This window comes from Acinetobacter sp. Q186-3, from assembly GCF_013420655.1.
In the GTDB taxonomy this organism is placed as follows: domain Bacteria; phylum Pseudomonadota; class Gammaproteobacteria; order Pseudomonadales; family Moraxellaceae; genus Acinetobacter; species Acinetobacter indicus.
The window spans coordinates 204,905-222,380 of sequence record NZ_VOXS01000002.1 but is presented as its reverse complement, the minus strand read 5'-3'; the positions used below and the strand labels follow the sequence as shown (position 1 = coordinate 222,380).

Genomic DNA, 17,476 nt, shown 5'->3' with positions numbered 1-17,476 from the left:
ATGAGTATTTATAACGACTCACCTATCACCCTTGCAATCCTCAAGCTCTTTCAAGAGCTTGAGGATTGGATTTCAATGAATCATCAATATCTTCCTCATGGTGCCGTTAAGGCATTTATTTTTGGTGGCTGTGCGTTTCACATCCACACCAATGTTCGAGGTAGTAATGATATTGATGCTGAAATCCAATCGATCAGCCAATTAAAAAAAGAAGATATTTTCTTATTTCTAGAAAATAATGATATTGAATATCTGGATCATAATAATCTTGAAACAAATTTAGAATTTGACAGTGGATTTAATACCAGCCTTGCCTCCATCGATCCTGATTACAGGGAACGAGTTATCCCCTTAACCGCTGAAAGTATCGTAGAGGTCTATCTCGTATCTGGCGTAGATTTGGCTGTTTCTAAATTGGCACGCTTGTCTGACAGAGACATCGAAGATATTCAAGCATTATATGCAAGAAACAAGTTTTCGCTTGAGCAGTTCAAAGAAATAGCAAATAATGCTAAAGACTATTACGTTACACCTGAGCAATTAGATTCTAATATTCAATATATGATTTCGCTTCTTTCAGACCTGGGAGATTGACACAATGAATCAGCTGGAATTTGAGCATGCTTTAAAAGCACTATTAAAGCAGCCATTGAATTCTGCAACATTCGAGCAGGTTAAACCCGTTGCTGAAGCATTATTATATTCAGAACTACTACCTGCTGTGAGTTCCACTTTAAACCCCTTAGAAAAGCGCCGACTGTTTTTTCTATTAGAAAAATTCCGCAGATACTCATGCTCAAGTGTTTCTAGACGCCAACAACTTAAAGCGCTCTCCCAAGCCTTGAATGTCGTTCCATTGCCGAGCACTCATGATACAAGAAGATTAGTTGACCCTCTGGCAAAACGTGTAGGCCTCAATGAAGATTTAAATCATTTAAAACCTCAATTACTGACCTTACAAACACGCCACTACTCACTTTACAGTTAATTCTCTCCTCCTTCTCTTAAGTACCACTATTCTATAGGTCATACCTATAGGCTTTTCCTTCCATATTCCCTATACTCAAACTGAAAACACTCAACAAGAAAGAAGCTTATGAAACTTAAAACTTTAATTTTATCTGGTCTAACTTGCCTTTCTCTGGGTGCATGTACCTCTGCGCCAGTCATTCCACAACTACAAGCGGGGGTATTACAAGAAGTCCAAAATCTTGAGGTCTATCCAGACACCACGCATAACTCGGCCAAACTGACCAAGTTTATTGATAAATGCGTGATTGAATTTAGAGGGCAGCTCAAAGCCGGCCGCTCAATTGAACAATGGGCATTTAAAGGCAACACCCTCATTTCAGCCGGTTCAGCTACCTTTGCCCAAGATGGCACCAGCACCGCCCATAATTTTGACCTGCATGATGCCACGGTACAGAAAAACTTCCTGACCCTGCGCGATCATTTCCATAAAGATGCACTGGCGCAATGTAACTAAAAATTCAAGCATCATGCCTGCAAAAGGTATGGTGCTTTTCCACATTTTTCAGAAAAAATAAAAATAACCTGAAAAATAAATAGATTTTTCATCATTCAAATTATATCTGCTATACCAACTGGTATAAGACTTCGCAGCCAATCCCCGGTTTACAAAAATGCCTGAATTGTTAAGCAGTTGTAGCAAGATTGTGGATGTTTTTGCATAAAGCATATCGGCGCATATTTTTCTCCTTAAGATAGGCACCGCTCACAGCATTGCGTCTGTGGCACACATGCAAGGAAAATCCTATGAAGAAAACTCTCACAACAATATTCATGAGCAGCGCCCTACTCGCGACATCTTCACTGTATGCCGCGCCCGCACTTCAGGCCAATGTCAACGCATCGGCAGCTGTGCAGACGCCACAGGCTGGTGGACTTTTAAATAATGTAGTGCAAGGTACGCAGCAGACCTTACACAGCGCAGGCGAGCATGTCGGTCAAGGATTACATAGCGTAAAAACCACGACCCAGAACACCTGGCAAAACACCAAACAGTTCAGCAATGAAAAAGCCGAAGCCGGCAAAGAAAAAGCCGCAGATTTAAAACAGGCGGCCTATGAACGCTCAAGCGAACTGAAACAGTCTGCCGCCAAGAAAGCCGCAGCAGCCCGTGAACATGCCGCAGATCGTACGGAAAAAACCAAAAACAGCCTGAAACAGAAATCGGCACAGGTACAATTGCACAGCAATGCGCAGGTTGATGTCGATACGCCTGTGGCCAAAGCCAAAGTCAGCAGTAAAACCCATACCGCAGTGGGCGCAGCACAATAATCAAAATGAGAGAACCAAGCCTGCAACCCTGCGGGCTTTTTTAATTTTGTGCTTGAGTTTCAAGACAATTCAGCAGATGCTCAACACAGTAACAGGAATCTTCATGATTTCTTCATGCCTTCAGTTTAGGCTTAGGCTTTCCATTCTCTTTTAGCAGGGGTCATGATTATGCATAAAATGAAATCCGTATTGGCTGTTGGCCTTATGCTCATGGGCACTGCAGTCTGGGCACAAACTCCACCAGCAGAAGCGAATAGCAGCACCAAGCTCCAAGCCCCGATTCAGCCGTATGCCGATAATCCGAATTTACTGCATGTCTGGGCCTATAAAGCACAGCAAGGTGTTTTAAACGCGGCAGATCGGGTTGGTGAAGTGGCAGAAAAAGGTGTGCAAAAAGTACGGCCTTCGGTGCATCAGGCCTGGGAAAATACCAAAACCTTAACCAGCAACACCACGCAACAGGCTAACCAGAAAATTCAGGACACCAAAGAAGCCTTAGGCGGCGCACCGCAACAGCCGGTACCCATTGTACAAGGCAGCTTGAGTCAGCCAGATACTGCTCAACCTGCGGCACCCGTGCCTGCTGAAACCGGTTCGGGGGCCACCAGCTATGCCGTGACCGAACTTTAAGACGGGAGTGAGCGAGAGCCTCATCATCACTCGCCTTTTCATTCCACCCAAAAAATACGGACCCGAATGCGTCCGTATTTTTTATTGCTTGATATTTGCTTAATTAACCTGACGGATCGGTTGGCCCTGCTGAAACGCGATCACATTTTCTACCATTTGCTGCACAATCCGCTGCCGTGCATCTACACTGCCCCATGCACTATGCGGGGTTAAAATTAAATTGGGAATGGCTGGGTCTAACAGGATATTGCCCTGCTTGGGTGGCTCGACACTCAGCACATCCATCGCCGCACCGGCAATTTGTCCAGACAGTAAGGCTTCGGCCAGCGCCGCTTCATTGACAATACCGCCGCGGGCACAGTTAACTAAAAACGCGCTATGTTTCATGGCAGCAAACTCAGCCGGCCCGATTAAATCCCGGGTATCTTCGGTCAGTGGACAATGCAGGCTTAAAAAATCCACCTGCGGTAACAGCTCGGCAAAAGGCACCCGCGACGCAGATTGTGGCCGGTTGGCGAGAGCAGCAATTTTGACCTGCATGCCGAAGGCTTCGGCTAGCTTGGCCACTGCCTGCCCCAACTCACCATAACCGACAATGCCCAGCGTTTTTCCAGCCAGCTCAACAATTGGATAATCCAGCAGACAGAACTGGCTAGAACGCTGCCACTGGCCCTGTTGCACCGCCTGATGATAAGGCACAAAAGAAGTAGCCAGATTTAACATCAGCATTAAGGTATGTTGCGCCACTGCGGCCGTGCCATAACCCTGGCAGTTACACACCACCACGCCCTGGCGGCGTGCCTGTTCCAAATCGACATTATTGGTGCCGGTGGCTGAAATTAGGATCAGTTTAAGCTGCGGGCATTGCTGTAATGTCGCGGCATCCAGCAGCACTTTATTGCTGATAATCACCTCGGCAGATTGCACCCGTGGCAGCAGCTCTGCAGGCGAAGTCGCCCGATACAGTGTTAACTGCTGCTGAAAGACGGCGTTTAAGTCTTCTAGCTGTAAATCATCCTGATCCAGCGAGGCAAAATCCAGAAATACGGCGTTCATGTGGTGCATCCTCTCATCATGGCGTGAGGGAATTAAAGCACACTTGCAACGCTGCGCGTCAGTTCAAAAATGGGATGCCCACAAAAAACGCCCATGAGTTCATGGGCGCTTGCTGTGATAATTGCGTAAAGAAAAGCGGATTTGCCGAATGACATAAATGGTTAAAGCCAATACCAATAACAGGCCACTGCCGAACACCATATAGGCTGAATAATGCACCGTTTGTGCAGAAGCAACGGACGGAACAGCCCAACCCAGCAGGCTCAGTACCACAACAGACAGAGGTCGAATGGTCATAACACTACCCTACTTTTATCCACTGGTTGTTTTATATCCACCTTCATCTTAGCCTGAATATAAAATAAAACAAGGACTTCGGGGTCAGTGCAGTTTTAACTTACAAGACCACCTCAGGCTGGGTCACAAATTTGGCGCTTTCCGGGCTATCATCGACAAATTCATTACCGCCAAATTCATCACTGCTTAAATTCAGCTGTTTATAACTCAGCACATAATAATCGCTGTATTTTTTAATCACGATGGGGTGCATACCGGCGCTGAGCTCATCCTGTTCCTGAAACAGTTTCATGACCTGACGATCATTCATGGCCACAATATAACGCTGGTCATTCAGCCAGATTTGTACCAGTCCATTGCCCTTGGCATAAATCGGAATCAGGAATTTATGGTTTAAGGCCACAGCACTGGCAGCATAGCTTTCGATCTTCTGGCTAATGACATTAAATACCAGCCCATGGCCAAAACAGTCCATCAGCTGGCGGCGGCTTTCCTGCGGCAGGTTAAACTGAATCCCGAGTTTATGCAGGTCATGCTGATCGACCTGTTTATTGCTGAGCAGCGAGCGAATCAGGTTCTGCTTGAGCTTGGCATCAAAAAAGCCGCTGTCCAGTTGCAGTTCGTTATTTTTCAGGATTTGCCCCAGCGCATGTTTGTGCCGTGGCAACAGGTTTTCAATCAGCTTGCGATAGTAGAACTTGCTGTTCTTTTTGACCTGACGCATCTTCTGGTAAAAATGTGCCGGATCAAAAGGATGGCTAAGAAAATCATTGAGCAAATCGGAACTGGCCAGCACCGCAATCGCATCATGTCCGGTAAACGGTAAATGCAGGGTCTGCAGCGAAGGCAGTACCGCCTGCAGTTTTAAATACTGGGCGCGGTCTTCGGCATAGTGCGGATCATAAATCACGATATATTCGCGCTCAGCCGAAACATCTTGGGGCTGAATACGCATGTCAGCATTGTGCTGCGGATGGAAGAACATATTGTAGCGCGTGTCCAAAATATCTTCCGGATCAATCGAATATTGCGGCACCAGTGCCACCACACGTTGCAAATCAAGCAGGTTGGAATATTTGATGGCCGCATAACCACCCATCGAACCGCCATAGCCAATACGCTGCTGAAACGGCGCAATGGTGGCGGCAATTTCATTCAGCATCGCGCGCATCGACTGTTCGGGAAACCAGGATTTTTCCTTTGGCATGATGCCAACCACGTTATAGCCGTGTTTGCTCAATGACTTTTCAGCATTAATGGTCAGGCCTTTGGCGCGGGTAATTAAATCGCCAAAAGAAAAAATTAGCGCCTCTGAATGACCGGGCATCCAGATGACACGGATATGATCGTCTTCAAAAATTATGTGTTTATCCATTCCCACACCAGAGCTGCACAGCCCTCTATCAAGATTCAAAATAACAAATAGACCGTATGCCGACGACTAAAAAGCGAATATGTTATTTTATAGATGCCCGGCAGATAAAAAAGCGCAAAATATGACACAATTCCTCCATCCTGCAGCAGAACAAGGCTTTTCCACAGCCGCCAAACTTTATCAACAGGTCCGACCAAGTTATCCACAAGCGCTGGTTGCATGGTTAAAAAACCAGCTCAAATCTGATGCCGCACCGGTCTGTGTCGACCTAGGTGCCGGTACCGGTAAATTCCTGCCGATTCTGCAACAGCTTAGCCCGCATGTGATTGCTGTTGAGCCGGTGGCCGAAATGCTGGCACAACTACAGCAACACTATCCTGATGTGCAAAGCATTCAAGCCTATAGTCATGCCCTGCCGCTGCCTGATGCCAGTGTCGATGCCGTCTGCTGCGCGCAGTCCTTTCACTGGTTTGCCAATCTTGAAACCCTGAACGAAATTTACCGGGTGCTGAAACCGGGTGGCCAGCTGTTGCTGATCTGGAATCAGCGTGACACCAGCATCGACTGGGTCAAAGCACTGGTCGACCATATAGCACCGCTGGAAGGCGATACCCCGCGTTTTCATAGCGGCCAATGGCGACAGGTCTTTTCGGCTGCAACCGGCTTTAACGCTAACGCAGAAGCTACTTTTCAGCAATGGCAAAGCGGTACAGTTGAACAGGTGGTGTCAAAACGCCTGCTTTCTACCAGTTTTATTGCCACGCTGCCTGAACACCAGCAACAGCAGCTGAAACAGCAGTTCGAGCAGATGGTGCTGCAATATACAGGCAAACAGCCGCAGCAACAAATTGACTTTCCCTACCTGACCCATGTGTATAGCTTTACAAAAATTACAGAACAATAAGGATGAACCTGTCATGTCCAATCTGATCAAACCTTTATCTCTGGCCTGTCTGCTTGGCAGTGCACTGCTGCTGAGTGCCTGCGAGCGTAATCCGTCACCAGAACCGAAGCAGGAATTAAGCGCCGAAGATCAGGTGCTGCAGGAACTGAAAAGTGAGCCGGTACGCACTTTCCCGAAAACCGAGCAGGACTTGCATGACCTGCAGTTGTTAACCGACTATGAACAGCGCTTTGGCCAGATGAGTGAAGACATGGAAGTTGAACTGATGCAAATGCAGCAGCAAGGTACGCTGGATGATGGCTTTGCACGAAGCCGGCAAGGTGACAATATCCAGTCGGCTCTGAATATGCTGAAAGAACTGGATTTAAAGACCGAACAAGGCCGCTATATTCAGGGCCTGATGTATGAATATTGGGATCATCAGGCCCAGCTGCATGCCCAGCAACCAGCTTCAGCTGCATCGGAGAGTGCGCCAGACAGCGTTAAGGGTCTGGGGAAATTTATTCATGCCCAAGAGCAATTAGAACACTGGCGCGATCAGTATCCACAGCTCGAGCATTAAATGATATGCACAACCTCAGGGCCCTAAATAGCCCTGATCTTTACAGGGAGAATGCCGGTGAGTTTTACTGCCCTGTAGCGAGATAGGCATGTACACCTTCTCCAGCTGCCCGTCCGGTGGCAAAACAGGCCGTGAGCAAATAGCCGCCGGTGGGTGCATCCCAGTCCAGCATTTCACCGCAGCAAAATACCGCCGGATGATCCTTCAGCTGTAACTGCGGGCTGAAGGCACTGCGTTTGATTCCACCGGCACAGCTAATCGCTTCTTCAATCGGGCGAAAACCCGTTAATTCAATCCGCAGCTGTTTCACCTGTGCCGCCAGCGCCTCCGGCTGATGCCATAAGCTTTTATCGACCAGTTCACGCAGCAGACTGCTTTTGGCTGCATCTAAACCGGCTTTACGCCAGACATTGCTAAGTGACTGCTTTTTACTGGGGTGTAATTTTTTGGCCAGCTGCGCCTGGGACTGCTCGGGCAGTAAATCCAGAAACAGCACCATGCGCTGCTGCTGTTTCAGCTGTGCACGTAAGGCCCGGCCCTGCTTATAAATCAGGCCGCCTTCCAGTCCATAATGGGTCAGGACAATATCGCCGATACTGCGCGTATGCGGTTCTACCCAGGCCTCAACCCGTTTTAAAGGCTGACCAAACACTGGCTGCATAAAGCTGGACCACGGATATTCCACCCCGGCATTGCTGGCCTGAAATGGTTCAATCTGCTCTGGACGGAGCCAGTCCTGCCAGGCACCATCACTGCCTAATTGCGACCACGACAGCGCACCACAAGCCAGCACAATCGCATCAAATGCTTCACTGCGCAGTTGCCCATGTTTTAAGTCCAGAATCTGCAGCTGTTGCTGCTCAAGGCCTTTGACCTGCTGGCGGTAATGAAACTGCACCCCATTATCCGCCAGTCGTTTTAACCAGGCCCGTAATAACGGCGCAGCTTTCATCTCCACCGGAAATACCCGCCCGGATGAACCGACATAGGAGCGAATGCCCAAGCCTGCCATCCAGTCCTGAATCCAGCCAGCATCCCAGCGCTGAATCCACGGCGCCAGCCAGTCGGCCTGATCATAACGCTGAATAAACTGCGGCACTGCTTCGGCATGGGAAATATTTAACCCGGTTTTTCCGGCCATTAAAAACTTGCGTGCTGCCGAAGGCTTCTGCTCATAGACATGCAGGTTATAGCCATACTGGCTGAGCACCTCAGCCGCCATCAAGCCGGCCGGGCCTGCCCCGATAATGGCAATCCGCTTGGACATGCTTATTCTTCCACTGCCTGCGCTGGCGACTGGCCCTGAAGCGGCTGAAAATCGTCAAAACGGGTACGATAACCCTCCGGTTTGCGAATAATCAGTTGCTGGCACAATTCACCGCGCTGCAAATATTTAATTTCAAAATGGGTCCGGGCAGAATCGGCGGCAATCCGCTGTTTCTCAAACGGTAGTTTCCATAGCGCCAATAATTGCTGTTCAGCTTCGGCAATATATTCAGGGATATTACTGGCCAGGGTAATCTGTCCATTCGGTTGCAAACGTGACAGCAAAAACTCAAAAAATGGCATGTTCAGCCAGCGCTGGGCCGGATTATGCGGCTCCGGATTCGGATATAAAATAAAGTACTGCTCGACTTGCGCCGGATATAGCGCATGTACAATCCACGGTAAGGCATCAGCATGGACTGGCTGCAGATTGGCATGCAGTTCTAATCCATGCTGCTTTTGCATGGCCAGAAACTTTTCCCGGGTGCGCTCAATCGCATACAGGGTTTGCTCAGGATGTTGCCCACTGAACAACAGCGCGTGCTTGCCTTTGCCTGCACCAATTTCGATACAGACAGGAGTATTGGCAATGGCTTGAAAGTCACGCGGAGCATGCATACGCTGGGCTTGAAATTGACGAATGGGCATAATCAGATCAAACTTATAAAAAACCGCACAAGTCTATCAAGTGCAGCTGTTTTTGCCTAATCTAATCCGGGATTTTATCAGGAGACCCGCATGCCACGTACATTCCCTTGCCCACGTTGTGGTGAACCTTCTGTCTGGGAAGGCAATGAATTTCGCCCTTTCTGTTCCGAGCGTTGCAAGCTGATTGATTTGGGCGCCTGGGCCAGTGATGAATATCGCCTGCCGACTCAGGATGCACCCTCGGTAGATAACCCGGAAGACTAAAATGAGTTACGCGGTTTTACAAAAAGCCGCTTTTACTGGAAAGGTGTAATAAAAATCCTACACATTTAAAACTTCTTTGCGCAAACAGCGCACACATTTAAAAATTTTACTGCAAAACGTTACCCTATTCGCATTCGGTTCTTTTTTAAATGGCCTCGAGATTCTAATTATCGAGCCCTGTATGCCCACGCTCCTGAAAATTCTTTTTTTCGCCTTTCTGCTTGCCGCAATCTTAATGCTGGCGGTCGGTTTATATAGTCAGGATACGCTGCTGATTGGGGTGGCGGTATTATTTGCCTTAATGGCCTGGCTGGTGGGCATGGAAGCGAAAAAACAGCTGAATGACCCGTTTCGCAAATAAATGGCAATCAAAACGGCGCAATAAAAAAGTCAGCACTGTGCTGACTTTGGTTAGGGTGAAATTTGCAGATTAACCGGCCTGCCCCGCCACAAAAGGATTGTGCTGTTTTTCAAAACCAATGGTACTGATCGGACCATGCCCTGAAATAAACTGGGTTTCATCGGGCAGGCTAAAACATTCACGCTGGATTGAATCCAGTAATTGCTGATGATTCCCTCGCGGGAAATCTGTCCGGCCAATCGAGCCTTTAAACAGCACATCACCGGTCCAGAGCAAACCGTAATTGGCATTATAGAACATCACATGACCTGGGGTATGTCCCGGCGCAAAACGCACTTCAAACTGTTCATTGCCCAGCTGCAGCTGCTCACCACCTTCCAGCCACTGATCCACCTCGACCTTTTCAGGAATCGGGAAACCATAACGCGCCGATACTTCCTGAATCATATCCAGCCAGAATGCATCTTCCTTATGCGGGCCAATGACCGGCACATCCCAGCGTTTTTTTAAGGCACCGACAGCACCGGCATGATCCAGATGACCATGAGTTAACCATAAGGCTTTCACAGTTAAGCCCAGTGCTTCAACTTCTGCCTGCAGCTTGTCCGGTTCGCCGCCCGCATCAATCAAAATGGCCTCTTTGCTTTCTGCATCCCAGACGATGGAACAATTTTGGGCAAATGCCGTGACCGGCACAATTTTGACTTGTAACATGGGTTAAGCGTCCTGTTGAAAATGGGCAAAAGTCTGTTTCAGCGCATCCAGATTAGCCTGAAGCAAGGCATTCAGCAATTGTAAATGATCGTCCCGCTGGTTGAGCGCCGGAATATAGGCATAGTGTTCCCCGCCCGCCTGCTGAAAAATCTCGGCATTTTGTATCGCCAGTTCTTCCAGGGTTTCCAGACAGTCGGCAGAAAATGCCGGACTCATGATCTGAACCGATTTAACTCCCTGCTGGCCCCATTCTTCGAGCAGCACATCGGTATAGGGCTTGACCCATTCTTGCTTGCCAAAACGTGACTGGAAGCTGATCGCCCACTGATCCTCATTTAAACTCAGCGCCTGCGCCACCAGTTGAGCGGTTGTGCGACTGCGCTCGGCATACGGGTCGCCTTTATCGGCATACGGCTGTGGAATACCGTGAAATGACATCAGCAGTTTTTCCGCCGGACCATGCTCGGCCTGAAATTCGCGCACACTCTGCGCCAAAGCCTGAATATACAAAGGATGCTGATAATAATCGCGGATAATGCTCAGCCCCGGCAAATTGCGCTGCTGCGGAATCCATTTGGCTATAGCATCATATAGCGGCGCGGTGGAAGTTGCGGAATATTGAGGGAATAGCGGCAGGACAAGGAGATGATCTTGCGGCTGCTGGGCCAGCTTTGCCAGCAAAGCGTCGATGCCCGGGTTGCCATAGGTCATGGCTGGCACAATATTCAGCTCAAATTCCGGGTAGAGCGGAGTTAAGGTCTGTCTGATGGCATCAACCTGCGCCTGCAAAATTTCGCGCATAGGCGAATCCTGATTCCAGACCATGGCATAAGCATGTGCCACGCGTTTGGGGCGAAACGGTAAAATAAACAGCCTTAAAATGATTTGCCACAGCAGTTTGGGAATTTCAATCACCCGCTGATCAGACAGGAACTGTTTCAGAAAACGTCGTACCGCGGGCACAGTCGGTGCATCCGGTGTGCCCAAATTGGCCAGAATAATGGTGATTTTCGGTTTCGCAACAACAGACATTAGGCTCTCAGGAATCATCAGGGAACGCGTTTACTTTAACAGCTTTCCCGTCTGTTACTAAATGAATTAATACGTCGATTTATATTGAAAAACACGATCATTATCAAGCAGGTTACTGTCCAGCAACTTCTGCCCTTTGGCTGTAGTCTGCCATAGCATACGCTGGCGTTCATCCCGGCCGGCCTGCACAATCCAGTCATTCTGGCGCATCTGCATTTTAATGGTATGCAAGGCACGAATATTGATTTGCGCCCGTGCCACCGCATGCGCCCGCGGCATTTCACGCCGCGCATCAGTCAGGCCGGTATCATTTAAATATTCATTCATGCGTTTGGAAAAATATTCTTCCGGGGTCGGATGAATAAAGGTCGAGCCTAAAATACTGAACAGCTGCGCCCAGGTCAGCTGTTTTTGTACTTTCAGTTCTTTAAAATTACCATCTTGATAGGCATGCATCCGGTATTCAAACTGGAAAGCTTCATGCATGGATACTTTGGGCAGGCTTAAAAACGGATCGGCTTCGGTCTTGCCAAGTTCATTTTTTAACTGGGCCACTTTGGCCTGTAGCTGCTCGATTTCATCATGCAGGGCCTGGGTATTTTGCGGACGCACCCAGCCCACCACCGGATAACGCTCCAGCATTTGCGGCATATTGAAACGTACCGCCAGCTCCAGATCACGCAAGCTGCGATAGCAAAACACCTGATCAACTTCCTGCTGCAACAGGCGACGGAATTCTTTAAATTTTTCCCGCAGTTCAGGTTTGGCATCCTGCAAGCTGGCATCACGTGAATCCGGATCTTCGTGCATAAACACAATCATCGGTTTCTGCTTGGTGACCGCGTAAATATATTCCAGATGCATATAGCCCACACCCGATACCGACTGCTCGCCATACTGGCTGCCCAGTAACAGCACCACATAGTCGCAGTCATCAATCTGACGACGAGCAAATGCCGTACTCAATGGCGTACGCTGCTCCAAGCCCCAGGAAAAGAAGCCGATTCCCACCAAGGTCTGTGTCAATACCATGCGTTCCGGCTGCATCTCTGAACCGGACGTAGAGATAAATACCTGATAGCGTTTATCGAGCATTGGCTCTCCTTCCCTCAATAGCTGAAGCGCCCAATGGGCATCAGTATTGTTCCCCAATCAAAAAAATAAGTCATGCTGAAGCAATCATGTTGCTTTCTTTATGGAGCATGGCTTAGCGAGGCAGATTGGAAATTTTCCAGCGGATCTGCTCAGGCATCAGACGCCCGACAATCGGTTGTAAATGTTCAGCATTTTGACCGCTGACATAACAATGAATCTGCACCTGATCGGCTCGGCTCTGTTCAAATAATAACTCATTTTTCGTTAAAATGCGGGAAGTTTGACGCGCAACGGCAGTTCCTGAGTCAATTAATGTCAATTTCTGACCAAAAATAGACTGAATCGCAGTTTTTAAGAAGGGATAATGGGTACACCCCAGCACCAGATGATCTGCGCCAGCATCCACCACTGGCTGTAGCAGTTCACTTAAAGTAGTTAAACAGGCAGCACTCATTTGTGCTCCGCTTTCCACAAAAGGCACCAGCTCAAGCGAGGTTAAAGGAATCACCTTGACCTCGGCCGGCAAGGCAAAACGCTGAATCACGTCTTTAATTAGCTGGCCACGAAAGGTCGCCGGTGTCGCCAGCACGGCCACGGTTTTGGTTTTGCTCTGCAGTACCGCCGGTTTTAAGGCCGGGACCAGACCGACAATCGGGAAATCTTCCCCATAATGCGCACGCAGATAATCCAGACTAAAAGCCGAAGCAGTATTGCAAGCCACCACTGCAATTTTACAGCCCTGCCGATATAGCCACTCGATAGCCTGAGCAGTCAGTTCACGAATCTCCTGATCATCACGCGGGCCATAAGGCACATGCGCCGTGTCGGCATAATAAACAATCTGTTCATTGGGCAAATGCTGGGCAATTTCCAGTGCCACCGACAGGCCGCCAATGCCTGAATCAAAAATCCCGATTGGCGCATCCACCTGCGCTCTGGTCATAGGGTGCAACAAAGGAGCAAGGGGATGAATGGCGGTCATGGCAGCGGAATGAGCAGTTTGAAATAGGATGGCTCAAGCTTAAACCTCAGGTGCCTAATTGCAATAGCAAATCACCACTTTTCAGGCTTAAAATTGCATCGCCTTCGGCATTTTCCTGCAAGCTGCCCAGCTCGATCAGATGAAAAAAAGCCGCACGCTGGATCAGGGCATTCAGACCAAAACGCACATGTACATAGGGACGCAACTCCCCTTCATATTCACGCATAAAGATCGGATGCTGCTCATCGACAATCACCAGGTCCTGGGTGGTAGTGGTCAGTTGCAGATAGGTCTTGCCTTCAATATCAACTTGATCTACCTGATTGACAAATAAAGGCTCATCTTCCACCTCAATTTCAATCTGCTCGACCGGGGTTTTTAAATAGAACGTGTGACCTTCTTTCCAGAGTACGGTAGAAAACAGCTCAATTAATGACTGGCGCTTCACCAATTGACCTTCGTGCCACCATTCTCCATTGGCTTTTACCGTTAAATCCATTTTGCCACAATGCTTTGGATGCCAGTGCTCCAAAGGGGGAATTGACCTTTTGTGACCGGGCTGTGCATCTTTTAAGTATTGTGCAATGCCCATTAAATTTTTATCATCAGAAAATGCTACTTTTTTCGTCGGATTTGGTTCATTGTGCTCATTGTTCATCATTGAATACCCTGCTGACGGAAAAATAATATGATTCAGCCAATTGGCTAGACCAAGGTTTAAAACTATACTAGCCCACAATATAAAAGACACGATAGCAAATTTGTGTCTAGGAACTAAGAACACTCATGGCAGCACCGGATTCTGAGATGACGGTTGCCACCTTCTAGTATTATGAGGAGTCCTACATGGAACACATCGAACGTGAATCGATGGAGTTTGACGTAGTTATCGTAGGTGCTGGCCCTGCGGGTCTGTCTGCGGCGATTAAAATCCGTCAACTTGCAATTGAAAATAACCTGAATGATCTGTCCGTTTGTGTCGTAGAAAAAGGCTCCGAAGTCGGTGCGCACATCTTGTCAGGTGCGGTGCTGGAACCACGTGCCATCAATGAGCTGTTCCCGAACTGGAAAGAAGAAGGTGCACCTTTAAATGTACCGGTGACAGAAGATAAAACGTTCTTCCTGCTGTCTGAAACCACTTCGAAAGAAGCGCCACACTGGATGGTGCCAAAAACCATGCACAACGATGGCAACTATGTCATTTCGCTTGGTAACGTGGTGCGCTGGTTAGGCCAGAAAGCCGAAGAGCTGGAAGTGTCGATTTTCCCGGGCTTTGCGGCGTCTGAAATTCTGTACCATGAAGATGGCACAGTAAAAGGTATTCAAACCGGTGATATGGGCATTGGTAAAGATGGTGAACCGACCCACAACTTTGCCCCAGGTTATGAACTGCATGCCAAATACACCCTGTTTGCTGAAGGCTGTCGTGGTCACTTAGGCAAACGTCTGATTCAGAAATTCAATCTGGACAAAGATGCCGATCCACAACACTACGGTATCGGGATTAAAGAGCTGTGGGAAATTGATCCGGCCAAACATAAGCCAGGTCTGGTGATGCACGGTGCCGGCTGGCCATTGTCTGAAACCGGTTCTTCCGGCGGCTGGTGGCTCTACCACGCGGAAAATAACCAGGTCACGCTGGGGATGATCGTCGATCTGTCTTATGAAAACCCGCACATGTATCCATTTATGGAAATGCAGCGCTGGAAGACTCATCCTCTGATTAAACAGTATCTGGAAGGCGGTAAACGTATTTCTTATGGTGCGCGTGCCGTAACCAAAGGTGGCTTTAACTCGCTGCCGAAATTCACTTTCCCGGGTGGTTCGTTAATTGGTGATGATGCAGGCTTCCTGAACTTTGCCAAAATCAAAGGCTCTCATACCGCAATGAAATCCGGCATGCTGTGTGGTGAAGCAGTCTTTGAAGCGATTGCTGCCGGTGTCGAAAAAGGTGGTGATCTGGCCATTGCCCGCGTGACTGAAGGTGAAGATTTCTTTGCAAAAGAATTAACGTCTTATACCGAGAAGTTCAACAACAGCTGGCTGAAAGAAGAGCTTTACAACGCGCGTAACTTTGGCCCGGCGATGCACAAGTTTGGTCAATGGTTTGGTGGTGCGTTTAACTTTATCGACCAGAACATCTTTAAAGTACCATTTACTCTGCATGATTTAGTGCCTGACTTCAGCGCACTGAAAACCGTAGATGCGGTAAGCTTTAAGCCGAACTATCCAAAACCGGATGGCAAGCTGACCTTTGACCGTTTGTCTTCGGTGTTTGTATCCAATACCGTACACGAAGAAAACCAGCCAGCGCACCTGAAACTAACCAATGCCTCGATTCCGGTCGATGTGAACTTGCCTAAATGGGATGAGCCGGCACAGCGTTACTGCCCTGCGGGTGTGTATGAAATTATGGAAAATGATGATGGTTCCAAGCGCTTCCAGATTAACGCAGCCAACTGCGTACACTGCAAGACCTGTGACATTAAAGATCCATCACAGAACATCACCTGGGTAACACCGGAAGGTGGTGGTGGTCCAAACTATCCAAATATGTAATCTCGATTGAGATCAAAATAAACCCGCGTAAGCGGGTTTATTTTTTCTTTCTTAGATAAATCTAACTCAATACTTATAGCTATTTTTATTTTTGTTATTTTAGTAAAAATATATACTAAAGTTATAGTAAGCCGTTCATGACTGAGTTTATTCTTCCCCATCAAACTGCCAATACACATCCCCCCAATCACTTTCAAAATCAGGGAAAGTATCTCCGTGTTTAAAATATTGGCGTGAGTTTTCTTTGGCAAATGTATACCAGTAACCTGCGTGTGGGCAGGGTTCTCCAGCGAGTACAATATCTATTCTTTCTGGTTCTTGAGCTTCGACTTCCACTCGTTTTAATTCAGGCCATGTACTGTCTTTATCAAATCGAGCAATCCATTGTTTCGCACTTACTGCATCAAAACGTGGGTTTGGATCATCTGACCATGCATCTAAGGTCGTAAGTTTTAAGTTATCACAACGTATCGGTTTAATTAGCTCATTTGCCAACACCAATAGATCAGGGACACCTTCTTCAACTGGATAAAGTGAGAGCTCGCCCAAACGGATCCATAGACTATATAGATTAGGATTTTCTGAATCCTCTATTTTAGTTATTTCAATACGTGGATCATTCAGCTTTTCACGAATTTGTTCTTCACTCAGACCTAGTTTCTCTAGCCAATAGGGAGAAAGTAAAAAGCACCATGTTGGCGTACGAATACCACCACCTAACCCATCACGATCTTCCGCAATAAACATATTTTCATGAGAAAACTCCATACCAGGATGGTCAATATCAAGCCCGTAAAAATAATCCGTAAAAGTCCGCTCAACTGTTTCAAACTCTGGAGATACAAATGCAAATTGCCCTGTATTTCCTATTTCATAGCCACTATAGGCTTGAATTGGGTTAAGCTTTTCTAGACACTGCTTAACAAAATGATGCCACCTAACTGGATTAGATCTATACCATTTATCACCAAAGGTTAATTTAATACTAGAATAACGTTCATTTGAGTCTCTAATTTTAGCGCCTAAGGCCCAACGTGCACTTTGATTAGGAGATTCTGCAGATGTTGCACCAACATAGTAAATAAAATGTTTTTTATAAACCGTTGTCATTTCCTTTAACATTTCGTCACGACTTCTAATCCACTTATCAGCCTTTTTCCATACTTCAGTATCACTCCTAAACCTTAATTGAAAAGGCTTATCTATAATAGAATTTTCAAATTCGATATAAATAGCCACAACTTTATTTAATCTTTCTACACAATCTTTATTACAAATATAAAAAGTAACATAAGGACAAACACCAAATTCTTGGTTTTCCTCCCCATAAAGAATTGAAGTATCTTGAGGAATATCCCGAACTAACTCTTCTATTTCTTGGTCATTCAAAAATAAAGTTGATGTGCTCATCTACAAATCCTAATTAATAA

At 47.3% G+C, this 17,476-nt stretch carries 21 protein-coding genes; 10 read left to right on the top strand and 11 right to left on the bottom strand.

Annotation, left to right across the window (positions count from 1 at the left end):
- The 5 genes from FTT64_RS02800 (at window position 1) to FTT64_RS02780 (ending at window position 2,931) form a co-directional block, all read left to right on the top strand.
- Window positions 1–594 carry a DUF6036 family nucleotidyltransferase gene (locus FTT64_RS02800; protein ID WP_168396756.1) on the top strand — a complete coding sequence of 198 codons (594 nt, stop codon included), beginning with the start codon at window positions 1–3 and terminating at the stop codon, window positions 592–594.
- Between the two features lie 4 nt (window positions 595–598).
- Window positions 599–988: a hypothetical protein gene (locus tag FTT64_RS02795; protein ID WP_168396755.1), complete on the top strand. Its 390-nt coding sequence runs from the start codon at window positions 599–601 to the stop codon at window positions 986–988.
- A 108-nt stretch (window positions 989–1,096) separates the two neighbouring features.
- A complete protein-coding gene (locus FTT64_RS02790) occupies window positions 1,097–1,486 on the top strand; it encodes a hypothetical protein (RefSeq protein WP_005181941.1) in 390 nt (129 codons plus the stop codon).
- Between the two features lie 290 nt (window positions 1,487–1,776).
- Window positions 1,777–2,301 (top strand): hypothetical protein, encoded by a 525-nt coding sequence (locus FTT64_RS02785; protein ID WP_005181937.1) that lies wholly within the window; start codon window positions 1,777–1,779, stop codon window positions 2,299–2,301.
- Between the two features lie 204 nt (window positions 2,302–2,505).
- Entirely contained in the window at window positions 2,506–2,931 is a 426-nt protein-coding gene (locus FTT64_RS02780) for a hypothetical protein (RefSeq protein WP_087662613.1), read from the top strand.
- 99 nt (window positions 2,932–3,030) lie between these two features.
- Here the strand turns inward: FTT64_RS02780 and FTT64_RS02775 are convergent, their stop codons facing one another.
- The 3 genes from FTT64_RS02775 to FTT64_RS02765 all read right to left on the bottom strand — a co-directional run bounded on the left by FTT64_RS02775 (window position 3,031) and on the right by FTT64_RS02765 (window position 5,659).
- Complete coding sequence (locus tag FTT64_RS02775; RefSeq protein ID WP_168397035.1) at window positions 3,031–3,987, bottom strand: 2-hydroxyacid dehydrogenase; 957 nt, start codon at window positions 3,985–3,987, stop codon at window positions 3,031–3,033.
- A gap of 99 nt (window positions 3,988–4,086) precedes the next feature.
- Window positions 4,087–4,284, bottom strand: coding sequence for a hypothetical protein (locus FTT64_RS02770; RefSeq protein WP_005181929.1), 198 nt, complete (start codon window positions 4,282–4,284; stop codon window positions 4,087–4,089).
- A gap of 100 nt (window positions 4,285–4,384) precedes the next feature.
- Window positions 4,385–5,659, bottom strand: coding sequence for a hypothetical protein (locus tag FTT64_RS02765; RefSeq protein ID WP_016659613.1), 1,275 nt, complete (start codon window positions 5,657–5,659; stop codon window positions 4,385–4,387).
- A gap of 121 nt (window positions 5,660–5,780) precedes the next feature.
- On the opposite strand from FTT64_RS02765, the gene FTT64_RS02760 reads away from it, so the two are divergent.
- Both FTT64_RS02760 and FTT64_RS02755 read left to right on the top strand, forming a co-directional pair.
- Entirely contained in the window at window positions 5,781–6,563 is a 783-nt protein-coding gene (locus FTT64_RS02760) for a class I SAM-dependent methyltransferase (protein ID WP_171527142.1), read from the top strand.
- A gap of 13 nt (window positions 6,564–6,576) precedes the next feature.
- On the top strand, window positions 6,577–7,125 hold the full coding sequence (locus FTT64_RS02755) for a hypothetical protein (protein ID WP_127800311.1): 549 nt from the start codon (window positions 6,577–6,579) through the stop codon (window positions 7,123–7,125).
- 64 nt (window positions 7,126–7,189) lie between these two features.
- Here FTT64_RS02755 and FTT64_RS02750 read toward each other — a convergent pair whose 3' ends face one another.
- Both FTT64_RS02750 and FTT64_RS02745 read right to left on the bottom strand, forming a co-directional pair.
- Window positions 7,190–8,392: a TIGR03862 family flavoprotein gene (locus FTT64_RS02750; RefSeq protein WP_168397033.1), complete on the bottom strand. Its 1,203-nt coding sequence runs from the start codon at window positions 8,390–8,392 to the stop codon at window positions 7,190–7,192.
- 2 nt (window positions 8,393–8,394) lie between these two features.
- A complete protein-coding gene (locus tag FTT64_RS02745; protein ID WP_171527143.1) occupies window positions 8,395–9,045 on the bottom strand; it encodes an SAM-dependent methyltransferase in 651 nt (216 codons plus the stop codon).
- 84 nt (window positions 9,046–9,129) lie between these two features.
- Between FTT64_RS02745 and FTT64_RS02740 the strand changes: the two genes are divergently transcribed.
- Both FTT64_RS02740 and FTT64_RS02735 read left to right on the top strand, forming a co-directional pair.
- Window positions 9,130–9,303 carry a DNA gyrase inhibitor YacG gene (locus FTT64_RS02740; protein ID WP_005181919.1) on the top strand — a complete coding sequence of 58 codons (174 nt, stop codon included), beginning with the start codon at window positions 9,130–9,132 and terminating at the stop codon, window positions 9,301–9,303.
- 181 nt (window positions 9,304–9,484) lie between these two features.
- Window positions 9,485–9,664, top strand: a complete 180-nt coding sequence (locus tag FTT64_RS02735; protein WP_005181916.1) for a hypothetical protein — start codon at window positions 9,485–9,487, stop codon at window positions 9,662–9,664.
- Between the two features lie 69 nt (window positions 9,665–9,733).
- Here FTT64_RS02735 and FTT64_RS02730 read toward each other — a convergent pair whose 3' ends face one another.
- From FTT64_RS02730 to FTT64_RS02710, 5 genes are all read right to left on the bottom strand, one after another.
- Complete coding sequence (locus FTT64_RS02730; protein ID WP_127800305.1) at window positions 9,734–10,378, bottom strand: MBL fold metallo-hydrolase; 645 nt, start codon at window positions 10,376–10,378, stop codon at window positions 9,734–9,736.
- A 3-nt stretch (window positions 10,379–10,381) separates the two neighbouring features.
- The gene (gene hemH / locus FTT64_RS02725) at window positions 10,382–11,410 is read right to left on the bottom strand and encodes a ferrochelatase (RefSeq protein ID WP_168381716.1); all 1,029 of its coding nucleotides are present in this window, start codon (window positions 11,408–11,410) and stop codon (window positions 10,382–10,384) included.
- 66 nt (window positions 11,411–11,476) lie between these two features.
- Window positions 11,477–12,505, bottom strand: a complete 1,029-nt coding sequence (locus FTT64_RS02720; protein WP_180181993.1) for a DUF4062 domain-containing protein — start codon at window positions 12,503–12,505, stop codon at window positions 11,477–11,479.
- A 112-nt stretch (window positions 12,506–12,617) separates the two neighbouring features.
- Complete coding sequence (murI, locus tag FTT64_RS02715; protein ID WP_168397031.1) at window positions 12,618–13,487, bottom strand: glutamate racemase; 870 nt, start codon at window positions 13,485–13,487, stop codon at window positions 12,618–12,620.
- A gap of 46 nt (window positions 13,488–13,533) precedes the next feature.
- Window positions 13,534–14,145 carry a DUF1285 domain-containing protein gene (locus FTT64_RS02710; RefSeq protein WP_035363548.1) on the bottom strand — a complete coding sequence of 204 codons (612 nt, stop codon included), beginning with the start codon at window positions 14,143–14,145 and terminating at the stop codon, window positions 13,534–13,536.
- A 188-nt stretch (window positions 14,146–14,333) separates the two neighbouring features.
- On the opposite strand from FTT64_RS02710, the gene FTT64_RS02705 reads away from it, so the two are divergent.
- Window positions 14,334–16,046: an electron transfer flavoprotein-ubiquinone oxidoreductase gene (locus tag FTT64_RS02705; RefSeq protein ID WP_045796688.1), complete on the top strand. Its 1,713-nt coding sequence runs from the start codon at window positions 14,334–14,336 to the stop codon at window positions 16,044–16,046.
- A 147-nt stretch (window positions 16,047–16,193) separates the two neighbouring features.
- On the opposite strand, the gene FTT64_RS02700 is transcribed toward FTT64_RS02705, so the two are convergent.
- Window positions 16,194–17,456, bottom strand: coding sequence for a type VI immunity family protein (locus FTT64_RS02700; RefSeq protein ID WP_168397030.1), 1,263 nt, complete (start codon window positions 17,454–17,456; stop codon window positions 16,194–16,196).
- Between the last annotated feature and the right edge of the window lie 20 nt (window positions 17,457–17,476).